The 15927-nt window shown below is 68.1% G+C and carries 17 protein-coding genes; 10 read left to right on the top strand and 7 right to left on the bottom strand.

Going from position 1 to position 15927, the window contains the following annotated elements; genetic code table 11:
- Positions 1 to 78 precede the first annotated feature (78 nt).
- From NC7_RS25295 to NC7_RS25275, 5 genes are read left to right on the top strand one after another with little or no spacing between them, the layout of a single operon-like run.
- Entirely contained in the window at positions 79 to 1017 is a 939-nt protein-coding gene (locus NC7_RS25295) for a DUF4129 domain-containing protein (RefSeq protein WP_067987526.1), read from the top strand.
- Positions 1018 to 1054: 37 nt separating this feature from the next.
- Positions 1055 to 1573, top strand: coding sequence for a hypothetical protein (locus NC7_RS25290; RefSeq protein WP_236573235.1), 519 nt, complete (start codon positions 1055 to 1057; stop codon positions 1571 to 1573).
- A 17-nt stretch (positions 1574 to 1590) separates the two neighbouring features.
- A complete protein-coding gene (locus tag NC7_RS25285) occupies positions 1591 to 2553 on the top strand; it encodes an AAA family ATPase (RefSeq protein WP_067987470.1) in 963 nt (320 codons plus the stop codon).
- Positions 2550 to 3824, top strand: coding sequence for a DUF58 domain-containing protein (locus NC7_RS25280; RefSeq protein ID WP_067987467.1), 1275 nt, complete (start codon positions 2550 to 2552; stop codon positions 3822 to 3824). Before NC7_RS25285 ends, NC7_RS25280 begins: the two co-directional genes overlap by 4 nt.
- Positions 3821 to 4267, top strand: coding sequence for a hypothetical protein (locus tag NC7_RS25275; RefSeq protein ID WP_067987464.1), 447 nt, complete (start codon positions 3821 to 3823; stop codon positions 4265 to 4267). Before NC7_RS25280 ends, NC7_RS25275 begins: the two co-directional genes overlap by 4 nt.
- A 66-nt stretch (positions 4268 to 4333) precedes the next feature.
- On the opposite strand, the gene chsH3 is transcribed toward NC7_RS25275, so the two are convergent.
- Both chsH3 and kstD read right to left on the bottom strand, forming a co-directional pair.
- On the bottom strand, positions 4334 to 5194 hold the full coding sequence (gene chsH3, locus NC7_RS25270; protein WP_067987461.1) for an enoyl-CoA hydratase ChsH3: 861 nt from the start codon (positions 5192 to 5194) through the stop codon (positions 4334 to 4336).
- On the bottom strand, positions 5194 to 6885 hold the full coding sequence (gene kstD, locus NC7_RS25265) for a 3-oxosteroid 1-dehydrogenase (protein WP_067987522.1): 1692 nt from the start codon (positions 6883 to 6885) through the stop codon (positions 5194 to 5196). The genes chsH3 and kstD overlap by 1 nt, the downstream gene beginning before the upstream one ends.
- 124 nt (positions 6886 to 7009) lie before the next feature.
- Between kstD and NC7_RS25260 the strand changes: the two genes are divergently transcribed.
- The 4 genes from NC7_RS25260 to NC7_RS25245 all read left to right on the top strand — a co-directional run bounded on the left by NC7_RS25260 (position 7010) and on the right by NC7_RS25245 (position 10736).
- Positions 7010 to 7795, top strand: coding sequence for a 2-keto-4-pentenoate hydratase (locus NC7_RS25260; protein WP_067987457.1), 786 nt, complete (start codon positions 7010 to 7012; stop codon positions 7793 to 7795).
- A gap of 14 nt (positions 7796 to 7809) precedes the next feature.
- Complete coding sequence (locus NC7_RS25255) at positions 7810 to 8715, top strand: acetaldehyde dehydrogenase (acetylating) (protein WP_067987454.1); 906 nt, start codon at positions 7810 to 7812, stop codon at positions 8713 to 8715.
- A 12-nt stretch (positions 8716 to 8727) separates the two neighbouring features.
- Entirely contained in the window at positions 8728 to 9777 is a 1050-nt protein-coding gene (dmpG, locus tag NC7_RS25250; protein ID WP_067987451.1) for a 4-hydroxy-2-oxovalerate aldolase, read from the top strand.
- Between the two features lie 122 nt (positions 9778 to 9899).
- Positions 9900 to 10736 (top strand): GNAT family N-acetyltransferase, encoded by an 837-nt coding sequence (locus NC7_RS25245; RefSeq protein ID WP_067987449.1) that lies wholly within the window; start codon positions 9900 to 9902, stop codon positions 10734 to 10736.
- A 126-nt stretch (positions 10737 to 10862) separates the two neighbouring features.
- On the opposite strand, the gene NC7_RS25240 is transcribed toward NC7_RS25245, so the two are convergent.
- Together NC7_RS25240 and NC7_RS25235 are read right to left on the bottom strand one after the other, a co-directional pair.
- Positions 10863 to 11420, bottom strand: coding sequence for a YdeI/OmpD-associated family protein (locus NC7_RS25240; RefSeq protein ID WP_067987447.1), 558 nt, complete (start codon positions 11418 to 11420; stop codon positions 10863 to 10865).
- A 63-nt stretch (positions 11421 to 11483) separates the two neighbouring features.
- Positions 11484 to 12080: a TetR/AcrR family transcriptional regulator gene (locus NC7_RS25235; protein WP_067987444.1), complete on the bottom strand. Its 597-nt coding sequence runs from the start codon at positions 12078 to 12080 to the stop codon at positions 11484 to 11486.
- Between the two features lie 31 nt (positions 12081 to 12111).
- Here NC7_RS25235 and NC7_RS25230 point away from each other — a divergent pair, with 31 nt between their 5' ends.
- Positions 12112 to 13311: a saccharopine dehydrogenase family protein gene (locus NC7_RS25230; protein WP_067987441.1), complete on the top strand. Its 1200-nt coding sequence runs from the start codon at positions 12112 to 12114 to the stop codon at positions 13309 to 13311.
- Between the two features lie 244 nt (positions 13312 to 13555).
- Here NC7_RS25230 and hsaB read toward each other — a convergent pair whose 3' ends face one another.
- Genes hsaB through hsaD form a run of 3 tightly spaced genes read right to left on the bottom strand, consistent with a single transcriptional unit; the run spans position 13556 to position 15927 of the window.
- The gene (hsaB, locus tag NC7_RS25225; protein WP_157102173.1) at positions 13556 to 14134 is read right to left on the bottom strand and encodes a 3-hydroxy-9,10-secoandrosta-1,3,5(10)-triene-9,17-dione monooxygenase reductase subunit; all 579 of its coding nucleotides are present in this window, start codon (positions 14132 to 14134) and stop codon (positions 13556 to 13558) included.
- A gap of 18 nt (positions 14135 to 14152) precedes the next feature.
- Positions 14153 to 15061 (bottom strand): iron-dependent extradiol dioxygenase HsaC, encoded by a 909-nt coding sequence (gene hsaC, locus NC7_RS25220; protein WP_157102172.1) that lies wholly within the window; start codon positions 15059 to 15061, stop codon positions 14153 to 14155.
- Positions 15058 to 15927 (bottom strand): 4,5:9,10-diseco-3-hydroxy-5,9,17-trioxoandrosta-1(10),2-diene-4-oate hydrolase, encoded by an 870-nt coding sequence (gene hsaD / locus NC7_RS25215; RefSeq protein ID WP_067987436.1) that lies wholly within the window; start codon positions 15925 to 15927, stop codon positions 15058 to 15060. The genes hsaC and hsaD overlap by 4 nt, the downstream gene beginning before the upstream one ends.

Here is a 15927-nt window from a genome sequence, read left to right as displayed (position 1 = left end):
CCGAGCGAACCGCCCGGCATGTAACTATGTGGCTGATTTGTGCAGTCTCTGGGGTTTGGTGGTACAGCTGTGATCGGGGTGAATCAGCCCATTACGCGGGCGATCGTCGTGATCGCACTGGTGGCCTGCGCGACCTTCGCGCTACAGGGCAGTCTGCCCGGCGCGGGTTCCGACGAGTCGGCGGGCACGCCGTCGCCGCTGCTCGTCGCGGTGATGCCGGTGCTGCTGCTGGTATCGATCGTCATCCTGGTGGCCGGAGTCGTCGCGAGCCAGCACCGTCTCCCACTCGCCATGCCGCACCACGAGGACACCGTGCTGCCGAAGGTCCAGTGGCGCAGGCTCGCGGTGCTCGTACCGATGCTCGTCGCCACCCTCGCCCTGCTCTTCGCCGCCGGGGTCACCGCGCTGTTCCTGCTGCCAGGCGCCCGCCCGATGCGCCCGGCCGCGGAGACCCTGTCCGAGGGTTCCGGCCCGGTGCCGACCCCCACCGACGCGCCCGCCCCCGACCCCACCGCGGGCCCGACCGAACTCACCGGCACCGCCCTGCTCATCGCGGCGGGACTGGCCCTCACCCTGATCGCGGTCGCGATGGCCGGGCTCGCCGCCGTTGCGGTCGCCGCCCGCCGCGCGCCCGAGCAGACGGTCGTCGAGGAACCCGCGGCACCGACCGCCAGCGACGTCGACTCGCTCACCCGCGCCGCCGAGATGGGTCTGGCCGCGATGAACGCGCCGGGCCAGGACCCGCGCACCGCGATCATCGCCTGCTACGTGGCCATGGAACGCGGCCTGTCCACCGACAGCGTCGCCCGTCCGAAGGCCTCCGACACTCCGATGGAGGTGCTGGCCAGAGCCTTCGAGAGTGGTGTGCTGCACGACGCCTCCGCCCGCGAACTGGTCGCGCTGTTCGAGGAGGCCAGGTTCAGCCCCCACTCGATGCTCGAGTGGCAGCGCATGCGCGCCGAACAACTGCTGCGCATCGTGCTCTCGGACCTGCAGCGACGGGTGGTGCCCGCATGATCGGCGCGCATCGGGCGACCCGGGTCACGGAGGTCACGTGAACCCGGGGGAGGAGATTCGGTCGAACCGGACGACAGTTGTCGTCACGGCGGTGATCGCGGTGCTCGTCATCGAGGTCGTCCTGTTGCGGCTCGACCGCGACCTGCTGCTGCTCGCCGTCGCCCTGCCGGTGGCGGTCGCGCTCGGCGTGCTCGTGTGGTCGCTGCGCTACCGGGTGCGACGCGAAGAACCGCTCACCGAATACATCGACAACGGTCCCGCCGAGATGCTCGGCCGCTGGCACGCCCGCGCCGAGATGCTCGTCGCCCGCGCCGACGGCACCCGCGCCGACTGGGACCGGCACCTGCGCCCGCTGCTGGCCAAAGAGTTCGAACTGTCCACCGGTATGCGGGTTTCCAAGAACCGCAGAGCCATCGAAGCGGCCGGTCAGCTGCAGTTCGGTCCCGAACTGTGGCTCTGGGTCGACCCGGCCAATTCGTCGTTGCGCGACCAGACGGGTCGCGCTCCGGGTAGGGCGGCGCTGGACGAGATCCTGCGCCGATTGCAGACGATGTGAGGGGTTAGAGGCCACCGATGACAATGCCGTTGAACGTGACCGTCCAGCGCTCCGACGCAGTGCTGCGTGAGCTGGGCCGGGTCGTGGTCGGCAAGCGCGATGAGATGCAGCTCATCATGATCGCCGTGCTGTCCGGGGGCCACATCCTCATCGAGGATCTGCCCGGCCTCGGCAAGACGCTGATCGCGCGGTCGTTCGCCGCCGCGCTCGGCCTGGATTTCACCCGCGTGCAGTTCACGCCGGATTTACTGCCCGCCGACCTGCTGGGTTCGACGATCTACGACATGTCGTCCGGGCGGTTCAACTTCCGCCGCGGACCGGTGTTCACCAATGTGCTGCTCGCCGACGAGATCAACCGGACCCCGCCCAAGACCCAGGCGGCGCTGCTCGAGGCCATGGCCGAGGGCCAGGTGAGCATCGACGGCGAAACCTTCCTGCTGCCACAGCCTTTCATCGTGCTCGCCACCGACAACCCGATCGAGTACGAGGGCACCTACCCGCTGCCCGAGGCCCAGCTCGACCGGTTCGCCATCCAGCTGCGTCTGGGGTACCTGTCCGAGCAGGACGAGACCCAGATGATCCGGCGTCGGCTCGAACGTGGCTCCACCCCACCGCAGGTCGGCCAGGTGGTCGACGCGCAGGGGCTGATGGAGATGCGGCAGTCGGTCGAGTTCGTCACCGTGCACCCCGACGTGGTGAATTACGTTGTCGCACTGGCCTCGGCCACCCGCAGCCACCCCCAGGTGGAGGTCGGCGCCAGCCCGCGCGCCGAACTCGACCTGGTGCAGATGTCGCGGGCGCGGGCGCTGCTGCTCGGCCGCGACTACGTGATCCCCGAGGACGTGAAGGCGCTCGCCGTGCCCGCCATGGCGCACCGCATCACGCTGCGCCCGGAGATGTGGGTGCGGCGCATCCGCGGTGAGGACGTCATCGCCGAACTGCTGCGCAGGCTACCGGTTCCCCGCGCGACGAGCACATGAAGCACCGCGACGAATCGAAGACCGTCGAGGTCGAATTGCGGTGGCGCCCGGCGCCGTTGGTGTTCATCCTCGCCGGTTGCGCCGCGGCGGCGCTCGTGGTCGCGGTGTTGCGGGGGCAGTGGCAGCTCGTCGTCTTCGCCGCGCCGATGCTCGGGGTGCTCGCCACCGCCCCGTGGCAGCAGAACCCCACCCGGATCCAGGTCGACGGGAGCGGCACCGTCCGCTGTTTCGAGGGCGAGACCGTCACCGTCACGGCCGCCGCGTTCGTCGAGAGCGGGCACGCCCTGTTGCGGATGGCCCCCGTTCCGCTCGCCGGTCTCGACCTCGAGGTGGAGGAATCCCACGACTCCGGTGGCGTACCGGCCGGGATGCGGCTCGCGCTGTCGGCCACGCGCTGGGGACGCTACCCGGTGCAGGCGGCGGTGACCGCGCTGAGCCCCGCCGGGCTCGCCGTCGCCACCGCCGAACTGCCCGCCGCGAACCTCTACATCTATCCCATCGCCGACCCGCAGCGCATGCGCCTGCCACGCACCGAACTTCCCGATCGCATCGGCACCCATCTCACCCGCAGACACGGACCCGGCGTCGAATACGCCGATATCCGCGCCTACGCCCCCGGCGACCAGTTGCGCACCGTGAACTGGCCGGTGAGCGCGCGTCGCGGGCGGCTCTACGTCACCGAACGGTTCACCAACCGTTCCGCCGATGTGGTCGTCCTCGTCGACACCTCCCAGCAGGCACCCGGCCCGGCCAGCGACTCGCTGGAACTGTCGGTGCGCGGCGCCGCCCAGGTGGTGCAGTCCACGTTGCAGGCCGGTGACCGTACCGCCGTGGTGTGCCTCGGTGAGTCACCGCGCTGGTTGCGTCCCGACATCGGGCGCAGGCAGTTCTACCGGATCGTCGACACCGTCCTCGGCGTCGGTGACGAGCACGTCGAGCACACGGGCACCCTCGCCCCGCACGCCGCGGTGCCGATCGGCGCCATCATCGTCGCCTTCTCCACCCTGCTCGACACCCAGTTCGCCCTGGCCCTCATCGACCTGCGCAAACGCGGTCACGTGGTGGTCGCTGTCGACGTGCTGCGCGGCACGCCCTTCGCCGAGGGCCTCGACCCGACCATGGCCAAGATGTGGCAGCTCGAGCGGGCCTCGATGTACCGCGACATGGGTACTGTCGGTGTCGACATCATCGCCTGGCCCGACGGCACCCGCCTCGATCAGGCCATGCGCCTGCTCCCCGACCACCGTCGAACCGTGCGGGTGCGCCGATGACCAGATTCCTCGCCCTGCTCGCCGGGCTGCTGCTCGTCGCCTCGGTCGCCCTGGTCAACCCGTTCCTCGGTGTCCCCGCCCTGGCATTCGTCATCGCGAGCTGGTGGTGGCGCCCCGCCTCGGTCGGCGCCGTGCTCACCGCCATCGCTGCTCTCGCCTTCGCCGATGTAGGCGTAATAGCCTCCGCCGCAACAGGTCTGGTTGCGACCACCTATCTCCTCAACGCCGCCGTCCTGCACGCCCCCGAAGGTGTCGTCCCCACCACCATCCCCTCGGTCGGCGGCGCGGTCCTGTTCACCATCGCCGCGACCACCGCGGCCCTGGTGCCCGTCAACCTCGCCTGGGCCCCGCTCGCCGCCCCCATCCTCATAGTCACCATCTACGCCTTCCTCACCACCACCCTCACCTCCCGACCCGCCCACACCACCCTCCCGCCCGCCTGACCAAGATCACCACGCTCCGGTGGCGGGCCGATGCCGCCACCGGAGCGTGGTGATCAGGTGTTCACTTCAGGCGATGCGCAGGGTGACGTCGCCGAGGACGGGTGCGTCGTCGCGGTCGACGGCCGTGACCGCCGCGACCAGCGTGTCCGCCTCGCGCCAGACCTTGGTGCGCAGGGTCTCACCGGGGTAGAGGACGCCGGTGAATTTCGCGCGGAACCCGGCGACTCGGGTGGTGTCGCCGTCGAGCAGGATGTCGGTGAGCGATTTGCACACCACACCGTAGGTGCACAGACCGTGCAGGATCGGCGCGGGAAAGCCTGCCGCCCTGGCGAATTCGGGGTCGGAGTGCAGTGGGTTGCGGTCGCCGCAGAGGCGGTAGAGCAGTGCCTGCTGCGGGAGGGTGGCGGTGGTGAGCTCCGCGTCGGGGGCGCGGTCGGGCAGCTCGGCTTTCGTGCTCGGGCCGCGTTCGCCACCGAAGCCGCCCTCGCCCTTGGCGAAGATCGAGGAGCGTGCCGTCCACAGCGGCTCGCCGTCCGCGCCCGTGACGGTGTGTTCCTGCACGATCACCGCGTTGCTGCCCTTGTCCCAGATCTCGGCGATCCGGCCGACGGACACGGCCTTGCCAGCGGCGGGAATCGGCTTGTGCACCAACACTTCCTGATGACCGTGCACCACCTTCGCCAGGTCGATCTCGACGCCGGGGAAACTCACCCTCGGTGCGGCGGTCTCGCCGAGGGTCGGGGCGACGGTGGCGAAGGTCGGCAGCACCTTGGGTTCGCTGTCGTCGAGATAGCGCAGCTCGGCCGGGTCGGTGCACCGCGCACCGGCGCCGAGTCCCAGGTGGTAGAGCTGCACATCGGTGGGGGTCCAGCTGAATTCGCGGCTGGGCAGCGCCGCGCCGAGCGCGATCTGTGGATCGATGGGCACTACTTCACTTCCTCGGTGGTGGCGGACTTCTTGGCGACGATGTCGAGCACGGACAGGTAGGCGAAGGTGATCGCGGGGCCGATGGTCGCGCCTGGGCCCGCGTAGGTGTGGCCCATCACCGGTGAGCTGGTGTTGCCCGCGGCGTACAGTCCGTCGATCACCGAATCGTCCTCCCGCAGTACGCGTCCGGCGGTATCGGTGACGAGACCGCCCTTGGTGCCGAGGTCGCCGGGGACGATCTTGGCGGCGTAGAACGGGCCATGCGAGATCTCGGCCAGGCACGGGTTGGGCTTCACGGTCGGGTCACCGTAGTAGCGGTCGTAGTGGCTGTCACCGCGACCGAAGTCCTCGTCCTTGCCCGCGGCGACGAATCCGTTGAACCGGTCGACGGTTCCGGCGAGCGCGTCGGCGGGAACACCGATGCGGGCGGCGAGTTCGGCGATCGTGTCGGCCGCGACGATGTTGTCGTTCTCCAGCCAGCGTTTCGGGAAGCGTTGTCCCGGTTGCAGTCCCGCGAAGATGTAGCGGTTGCGGTAGCGCTGGTCGAACACCAGCCAGGCGGGCACGTTCTCGCCGGGGCCCGCGCCCTGGCCGTACTCGCCGCCGTACATGGTGTGCACGGCCTCCACGTACGGGGCCGACTCGTTGCCGAAGCGTTCGCCCCGGTCGTTGACCATGATGGTGCCGGGCAGGTTGCGTTCGGCCAGCGCGAACCAGGGCTTGCCGCCCTTGAAGATGGTCGGACCCCACCAGGCGTCCTCCATGAACCCGACCGTCGCGCCTACCGCCATGCCCGCCACGATGCCATCGCCGGTGTTGGCCGCGGCACCGGTTGTCCACTCAGTGGTTATCGGCTGTCGCTGGTACTTGGCGCGCATGTCGGCGTTGTGCTCGAAACCGCCGCTGCCGAGGACCACGCCGTAGCGCGCGGTGAAGGTGACCGATTGCCCGTCGACGGTGGCCTTGACGCCCGTGATCCGGCCGTCGGTCTCCACCAGGTCGGTGAGTGGCGTGTCGAGCAGCACCGGGACACCCGCGTCGAGCAGGCCCTTGCGCATGGCGGCGATGATGGCCTGGCCCATGCCGAGCAGGTGCTTACCGGTGAACTTGGCCAGGTAGGTGCGCGCGCCGACGCGCAGCGCCCGCATCATCCCCTTGGGGTGGCGGCGGATCAGGTTGAGTCGCACGAAATCGGCCTGCATGACGACGACGTTCATCGGCGCCTTGGCGTAGGGCGGCTCCAGATTGGCCAGTTCCGCGCCGAGCACTTTGCCGTTGAACGGTGTCGGTTCGCAGGAGCGGCCCTGTCCCAGTCCGCCGGGCGCCTCGGGGTAGTAGTCGGAGTAGCCGGGGACCCACTTCATCTTCAGTGGCGTGTGGTCGAGCACGAAGTCGAACGCCTCGGCGCCGCGATCGAGGTAGGTGTCGATCTTCTCGGCGGGCACCACGTCGCCGATGATGCTGTGCAGGTAGGTGCGCGCCTCGTCGCGATCGTCGGGGCGGCCCGAGGCGAGCAGCGCCTTGTTGCCCGGAATCCACACCCCGCCCCCGGACCGGGCGGTCGACCCGCCGTAGTGCGCGGCCTTCTCCAGCACCACCACGCTCAGCCCGTGGTGCGCCGCGGTGAGGGCGGCGGTCATTCCAGCGGCGCCACTCCCGACGACCACCACATCGTATTCCCGATCACTCATGTAGAACACGTTATAGAATCGGGGTGCGGTTGCGCTATGTTGTCTGGAAGAAGAGCAGATACTCAGCTCCGAAACCGGTTACAGTTTGGCTGTCCAGCCGAGCAGATTTTCCCAGGAGGTACCCGTGCTGTCCGACGCGCAGCGGAGTGAACTCGCCGATGAACTGGCGCGCGCCGAACACGATCGGGTGGCCGTGGCGCCGCTGGTCGACCGGTATCCGGGTATCGACGTGGTCGACGCCTACGAGATCCAGTTGCTCAACATCCAGCGCAGGCTGCGCGATGGCGCCCAGGTGGTCGGGCACAAGGTCGGGCTGTCGTCGAAGGCGATGCAGCAGATGATGGGTGTCGACGAACCCGATTACGGTCACCTGCTGGCCGAGATGGAAGTCTTCGAGGACGTTCCCGTGGACACGTCGCAGTACTTGCTGCCCCGTGTCGAGGTCGAGGTCGGGTTCGTCCTCGGCCAAGACCTGCCCGGCGAGGACTGCACCGAAGCCGACGTGCTGGCCGCGACCGTCGCCTACGCCCCCGCGATCGAGCTGATCGACTCACGCATCACCGATTGGAAGATCGGGTTGGCCGACACCATCTCCGACAACGCGTCCTCGGCCGGTTTCGTCCTCGGTGAGCAGCGGGTGGCCCCGGCCGATATCGACATCACCGCCATCGATGCGGTCCTGACCCGCAACGGTGAGGTCGTCGCCGAAGGCCGCAGCGACGCGGTGCTCGGTGACCCGGTGATCGCGGTGGCCTGGCTGGCACGCAAGGTCGCGACCTTCGGAGTGCGCCTCAAAGCCGGTGACATCGTGCTGCCCGGCTCCTGCACCCGCGCGATCGATGCCCGCCCCGGTGACGACTTCCACGCCGAATTCACCGGACTCGGTTCTGTCCGTCTGCGTTTCAGCTGACCTAGGAGTATTCCGTGACAACCAAAGTCACCGCCGCGATCGTGGGGTCCGGCAACATCAGCACCGATCTGCTCTACAAGCTGTTGCGGTCGGACAAGATCGAGCCGCGCTGGATGATCGGCATCGACCCGGACTCCGAAGGGCTGAAGCGGGCCAGCGGGCTCGGCCTGGAAACCTCCGCCGAGGGCGCGGACTGGCTGCTCGCCCTTGACGACAAACCGGACCTGGTGTTCGAGGCCACCTCCGCCTACGTGCACCGCGCGTACGCACCGAAGTACGAGGCCGCGGGCATCCGCGCCGTCGACCTGACTCCCGCCGCTGTCGGCCCGGCCGTGATTCCGCCGGTGAACCTGGATTCCTTGCGGGACGCGCCCAACGTCAACATGATCACCTGTGGTGGGCAGGCCACCATTCCCATGGTCGCGGCCGTTTCGCGGGTGGTTCCCGTTGCCTATGCCGAGATCGTGGCGTCGGTGGCCTCGGTGTCGGCCGGGCCGGGTACCCGCGCCAATATCGACGAGTTCACCAAGACCACGAGTCGCGGTGTGGAAACCATCGGTGGTGCACAGCGGGGCAAGGCCATCATCATCATGAACCCGGCCGAACCGCCGATGATCATGCGCGACACCATCTTCTGCTCGATCCCCGAAGACGCCGACCGCGACGCCATCGCCGACAGCATCCTGCGGATGGAGAAGTCCATCCAGGAGTACGTGCCCGGCTACCGGTTGCTCAACGAACCCCAGTTCGACGACCCGTCGGTGGTGTCCGGCGGCATGGCGAAGGTGTCGATCTTCGTCGAGGTCGAGGGCGCGGGCGACTTCCTACCCCCGTACGCGGGCAACCTCGACATCATGACCGCCGCCGCGACCCGCGTCGGTGACGTGCTGGCCGATCAGATCATCTCGGCTCGGGTGTAAGGAGTTTCCGCAATGAGCACAATCCTGAAGCCCTTCTCGGGCGAACTCGATGTCCGGGTCACCGACACCTCGCTGCGTGACGGGTCACACCACAAGCGCCACCAGTTCACCGTGGACGAAGTGCGAAATATCGTTGCCGCCCTTGATGGTTCCGGTGTGCCGGTCATCGAGGTCACCCACGGTGACGGGCTCGGCGGGTCCTCGTTCAACTACGGGTTCTCCAAAACCCCTGAGCAGGAGCTCATCAAGGCCGCGGCCGAAACCGCGAAACAGGCCAAGATCGCCTTTCTCATGTTGCCCGGTGTCGGCGTCAAGGAAGACATCAAGATCTCGCAGGACAACGGCGCCTCGATCTGCCGTATCGCGACCCACTGCACCGAAGCCGATGTCTCCATCCAACATTTCGGACTCGCGCGTGAACTCGGCCTCGAGACCGTCGGGTTCCTGATGATGGCCCACTCCACCACCCCGGAGAAGCTCGCGAAGCAGGCGCGGATCATGGCCGATGCCGGATGCCAGTGCGTCTACGTCGTCGACTCCGCCGGTGCCCTCGTGCTCGAACAGGTCTCCGACCGCGTCTCGGCGTTGGTGGCCGAACTCGGTGACGACGCCCAGGTCGGCTTCCACGGCCACGAGAACCTCGGCCTCGCTGTCGCCAACTCGGTCTACGCCGTCCGCGCGGGTGCGACCCAGATCGACGGCAGCGCACGCCGATTCGGCGCAGGCGCTGGCAACCTCCCCGTCGAAGCGTTCATCGGCGTCTGCGACAAACTCGGCATCAAGACCGGCGTCGACTTCTTCGCCGTCACCGACGCCGCCGAAGACGTCGTCCGCCCCGCCATGCCCACCGAATGCCTCCTGGACCGTCAAGCCCTGATGATGGGCTACGCGGGCGTCTACTCCAGCTTCCTCCGCCACGCCGAACGCCAAGCCGAACGCTACGGCGTCTCCGCCGCCGAAATGCTCGTCCGCGCGGGCAAGCGCAAACTCGTCGGCGGCCAGGAAGACCAACTCATCGACATCGCCCTCGAACTCCAACGCGAAGCCACCACCCGTTCCTGACCCTATCCACTCTGATCACCACGCTCCGGTGGCGGCATCGGCCGAGAGGTCGCCGCCACCGGAGCGTGGTGATCTCGGTTCGGCGGCGGAAACTCGCTGGACACGGGGGATATAAGTGGAGGATGAGTAGAAACGGATCGCCGTTGTTCTGTGGTGGGGATATGGCGGCGCGGATCGAAGAGGCGGAGGCTTCGGCGATCGTGGCGGCCACCGAGGTGGCGATGGCGCGGGGCAGTGGTGGGTTCGTTCGGGGTGTCGGGGGTGGGACGGCGTGTTTCGCGGAGACGGGGTCACCGTTGAACAAGGTGGTCGGGGTCGGGTTCGGTGGGGTGCCGTCGGTGGGGGAGTGGGAGGCCGTCGAGGAGGCTTATGCGCGGGTGGGGTGCCCGGTGCAAGTGGAGTTGGCGCAGTTGGCGGAGCCGGGGATCGCGGAAGGGTTGACCGGGCGCGGGTATCGACTGATGTCGTTCGAGAACGTGCTCGGGATGCGATTGGACGGTGGGGAGTGGGCGGTGCCGGAGGGAGTCGAAGTGCGGCTCGACGCCGGGGACGACCTCGACGCTTGGCTCGATGTGGTGGTCGACGGCTTCGCGTATCCCGACGAAGGCCCGGTACACGAGGAATTTCCGCGTGCGGCGATCGCGGCGGTGATGCGCGATATGGCGTCGGTCGGCGAGACACGTCGCTACCTCGCCTACCGTGACGGGGTCGCGGCCGGTGGGGCGAGCGTGCGCATCGATGGCGGGATCGCGGCTCTCGCGGGCGCGGCCACATTGCTAGCGCACCGCAGGAGAGGTGTCCAAACAGCCCTGCTCGCAACGCGTCTCGCGGATGCGGCCAGGGCGGGATGCGAGCTGGCTACGGTTACTACTGCGCCCGGATCGAAGTCTCAGCAGAACGCGCAAAGCCAGGGATTCTCGCTCCTCTACACCCGCGCCATCCTGGTGAAAGACCACTGAGCTGACGCATGGCTTCGTCGCCGCGACGAATCCGCCGACACCACAGCGGCTTCTGCTCCGGTGCGACACCGCGAGAGCACCCTGCTTCGGCCGAACTCGACGCGCGGTTGCTCGCTCTGGAACGGTTCACGGTCGGAGTGCGGTAAGAGCCTGGGCGACCCGGTTCGTCCGCTCTTCCGGCGTCGTTGCCTCGAGGATCGGGAGGAACAGTCGATACCGATCCGAACGACTCAGCGATGCGTAAGCCGCTGTCGCACCCGATGATTCGCCAAGCGCGGCGACCAGCTCCGCAGGGGTCTCGGCGGTGCTCTGCCGTTCGTAGGCCCCCGCCCAGCGCCCGTCGGCGACGGCCTCCTCGATCGCCGCGTAACCGGCGAGCCGCATCCGTCCGGCCGCGATCAGCGCCTCGGCCTTGGCGACATTGACCTGCGACCACGGGCTCCGCGCCCGCCGCGGCGAATACCGCTGCAGGTAGTGATGCGCGTCGAGGGAACGCCGGTGGCTGTCGATCCAGCCGTAGCAGAGTGCGCCGTCGAGCGTCTCGGTGATCGTCACCGACGGCTCCGGTGCGCCCTTCTTCGCGATCCGCAACCACACCTCGTCCGCCGAGGCGTGGTTCGCGGCCAGCCACGCTTCCCATTCGGCGGCGTCACCGCAGGTGATGAATTCGATGCTCGCGTTCATGAGAACCATCCTGCTCGCCAAAGTGCTCACCGAATGAGCGGTTTTACGACCATTGTGGCGGCCCTACGCGGCGCCGAGCGCGGACAGCAGAGTGTGGGCGCTCTGTTTGGCCTGCTCGGTGCGGTCGGGCTCGTTCACACCTTGGAGGTGGAATGCCCAGTGCGCCTCGAACAGGCAGGCCAGGGCGTACGCGGTGGTGGCCACCCGATCCGGTGATGCGGCCGGGTAGGCGGCACCGAGTTGTCGTTCGAGGCCGGGCAACCAGCGGTTCGTCCAGAGATCCGTGAGACGTTGCCGCACAACAGGTTCCCGAGCGGCGAGGGCGACCAGTTCGCACCACACCACCAGATCGTCGCGATCGGCGTAGGCGCCGGGCTCGAACATGCGCGCCACCCGTTCCTCGACGGGCGCGTCGGCGCCGAGGCGAAGCAGGTTGTCGCCGTACTCGGCGACGGCGTCGGTGACGAATGCCTGCATGAGACCGTCGCGGCTGCCGAAGTAGTGCAGCACCAGGGTGCGTTGCACGCCTGCCGCCGTCGCGACCCGTGACAGCGTCGTATTCGCGAACCCGTCGGCGGCTACCACCGAGCGCGCCGCCCGCAGGATCTGCGCGATCCGCTCGGGGGCCTTGCTGGGGCGGCCGATTTTATTTACTGTCATGGCGGTCAATATATTCGAAGGGGAGGCAGTGATGCGAGTTCTGGCACTGGGTGGGGCAGGGGAAATGGGGCGCGTCGCGGCGCGCGTCCTGCGCGGCGATGACAGGGTCACCGCGTTGACGATCGCCGATCGCGACGAACGGGCAGCGCGCAAGGTCGCGAGGGAACTCGGTGCCGAAGCACGAGCGCTCGACGTCACCGACGGTCCGCTACTCGCCGCGGCACTGCGCGAGGCGGACCTCGTGGTGAACACTGTCGGCCCGTACTTCCGCTTCGGCCCACCGATCCTGGCCGCCGCCATCGCGGCGGGTTGCGACTACATCGATATCTGCGACGACCCACAGCCCACGGCCGACATGCTCGAACTCGACGCCGAGGCGAAAGCGGCGGGGGTGACGGCGCTGCTCGGCATGGGCGCGAGTCCGGGTGTCGCGAACCTGCTCGCCGTCCGGGCGGGCGCCGAGCTCGACCGGGTCGACTCCCTCGTGACGGGCTGGAACATCCACTCGGCCCACACCGAGCAAAGCGCCTCGGCGACCGCCGCCGTCGTGCACGGCATGCGCCAGATCAGCGGGAACATCCCGGTGACCAGGGCAGGCGCACGCGTCGAACGGCCTGCGCTGGAACGGTTTCGGCTCGAATACCCGGGACTCGGTACCGGTGCGGGCCGCAGCTTCGGTCACCCGGAGGCGATCACCCTGCCCCTGGCTTTCCCGGGCGTCCGGAACGCGACCTCGGTGGTCGTCGCCGATCGTCCGACCTCGGCCGCGCTGCTGGCACTGCGCACGGCGATGAACCGCCGCCTGCTGACCGTCGATCGCGCGGCGGTCCTGGCCGCCCGCCTCGAACGCCTGCTCCCGGCCGACCCGGCAACCCTCGTCGCGGCCGGTGGACTGCCACCGCTGTTCGCCATCGCCGAGGGGGAACGAGACGGCTCGCCCGCCAGGGTCGCCACTGCGCTGAGTCAGGTCCCCGGCCTGTCGATGGCCGACAACACCGGCGTCCCGTTGGCTGTCGGCGCACTGCTGCTGGCCGCGAACCCACGTCCAGGAGTCCACGCACCCGAAACACTGCTCGACCCGGACCAGTTCTTCGCCGCCTTCGCCTCCCACTGCCTCGGCGCACCGGACCCCGCGGCGATGACGATCACCACCCGAAGCTGGGCCACCCCCGACAGCAACGCCGCGGCGCTGTCGTCCGCCCTGCTGACAGCCCTCATCGCGGCACGCTGAGCCCGCGTTCGATCGGAGCCTGGGCCCCGGATCGGTTCTGCGCTGCTTTCGCGACGCACTGCGTCGGCACGCCCGACCCGGCCACGATGACTTGTCACATCGACAAGCCGGGCTGTGCCCGAAGCCAACGACGAGGCTTTGTCGCGTCCGCCCTGGTGACCGCCCTGATCGCGGCTGAGCCCACAACCGGGCGTCACCTTTGGTACACGTCGGCAATACGTGCTCACTCGAGCACCGGCGCCACTTACAACCAGGTGTCGAGGCTGGTGGTGGTGAGGAAGTGGTCCAGGTCGGCGCGCCAGGGGGCGGGGGTGGTCTTGTCCGGTTCGATGCCGGTGTACTGCCCACGGTAGAACAGCAGCGGACGGCCGTTGGTCGTCGACTCCGCCTCCGTCAGCGCCTGAACCCGCCCGATGACGATGTAGTGATCACCACCGTCGACCACAGAGTCGACAGTGCATTCGATGGTCGCCAGTGAACCGTCGAGCACAGGCACACCCAGATCCGAAGTGTGCCAAGGGACTCCGGCGAACTTGTCCGGTTCGCGAGAGCCGAAGCGGGCACACGTCGGCTGCTGTTCCTCGGCGAGCACGTTCACACAGAACTTGCCCGCCGCCTCGATCGCCGCCCACGAGCGCGACCCCTTGGTGGGGCAGAACAGCACGAGCGGCGGATCGAGGGAAAGCGCGGCGAAGGACTGACAGGCGAACCCGATCGGCGCGCCGTCGGGGTCGAGCGCGGTGATCACGGTGATGCCGGTGCAGAACTGTCCGAGCACGTTACGGAATTGTCGGCCGTCGATCGCCGGTGTCTGTTCGGTCATGTCCCTCGCCGCCATTCCCTATTGCTGCTTGAATCCGACGGTGAAGTCGTGACCCCATAGACTGACCGCGGTCGATTCGCGGGCCGTCCAGTTGTCGTCGTCGACTTCCAGCCCCTCGCAACCGAATTCGATGTCGAAGCCGCCGGGCGTCTTCATGTAGAACGACAGCATCTTGTCGTTGATGTGCCGTCCGAGGGTGGCCGACATCTTCACCTTCTTGCGCAGGGCGCGGTCCAGGCAGAGGCCGACGTCGTCGGAGTTCTCCACTTCGACCATCAGGTGCACGATGCCGGTGGGGTTCGGCAACGGCAGGAACGCCAGCGCGTGGTGGCGCGGGTTGCAGCCGTAGAAACGCAGCCAGGCCGGATCACCGTCGGCGGGGCGGCCGACCATCTGCGGTGGCAGCCGCATGGAGTCGCGCAGCCGGAAACCGAGCACGTCCTGGTAGAACGCCTGTGCGGCGGCATCGTCGGTGCAGGTCAGCACCACGTGGCCGAGGCCCTGTTCGGCGGTGACGAACTTGTGGCCGTAGGGGCTCACGAAACGGCGACCCAGGTACTGCGCGCCGTAGAACGCCTCGAGGGTGTTCCCGGACGGGTCCTGGAACCGGATCATGCCCTCGACGCGGCGCTCGCCCAGCTCTTCCTTGGTGCCCTCGGTGTAGTCCACCCCGGCCTTGTCCAAGGTTTCCCGAAGCTGCTGCAGGCCACGCGCGTCGGTGACCTCCCAGCCCGAGACCAGCAGTCGGTCCTGTTCGCCGGGGACGATCACCAGTCGCGCGGCGAAATCGTCCATGCGCAGGTAGAGGGCGTCGGGGTTCAGCCCGGTGCCCTCCATCATGCCGAGCACCTTGAGGCCGTACTCGCGCCAGGCCGCCATGTCGGTGGCCTCGATGCGCATGTAGCCGAGTGCGCGAATACTCATCACTTGCTCCCGAGGAAATCGACTGTGAGCCGGTTGAACTCGTCGAACTTCTCCAGCTGCGCCCAGTGGCCGCAACCGCCGAACACGTGCAGTTGCACCCGGGGAATCACCTTGGTTGCTACGAGCGCGCCGTCGAGCGGGTTCACCCGGTCCTCCCGACCCCAGATCAACAGCACCGGCTGACGCAGCTTGTAGGCGTCGCGCCAGAGCATGCCCTTCTCGAAGTCGGCGCTCGCGAAGGACTTGCCCATCGCGCGCATGGCCGCCAGCGATTCGGGGGTGCTCGCCTGGGCGAAGCGTTCGTCGATGAGCTCCTCGGTGACCAGCGACTGGTCGAAGACCATGATCCGCAGGAACTTCTCGAGGTTCTCCCTGGTGGGCTGGTAGCTGAACGCCGAGAGCAGCTTCACGCCCTCGGTCGGGTCGGGCGCGAACAGGTTGGTGCTCAACCCGCCCGGACCCATCAGCACGAGTTTGCCCGCGCGCGTGGGGTTGTCGAGCGCGAAGCGCACCGAGGTGCCGCCGCCGAGCGAATTGCCCAGCAGGTGAACACGATCGGTGATCTCGAGATGATCGAGCAGCGCGAGCAACGCGGTGGACGCGTGCACGAAGTACTGCGGATGATCCACCGGCTTGTCGGACTTGCCGAAACCCGGCTGGTCCAGGGCGATCACATGGAAGTTCTCGGCCAGCACCGGAATGTTGCGGGCGAAGTTCGACCACGCCGAGGCGCCGGGTCCGCCACCGTGCAACAGCACGATAGTCGGACCGTTGCCGACGCCCGCTTCGTGATAGTGCAGCTTCAAAGATGGGGTGACCTGCGCGAAGCGTGAGGTCGATGCGTAGGTGATCTCAGCGGTCTGGGTCAT

This window comes from Nocardia caishijiensis NBRC 108228 (assembly GCF_001612825.1).
Classification (GTDB): Bacteria; Actinomycetota; Actinomycetes; order Mycobacteriales; family Mycobacteriaceae; genus Nocardia; species Nocardia caishijiensis.
Note: the sequence above shows the minus strand (reverse complement) of the source record. Positions and strands in the feature narration are given on the sequence as shown.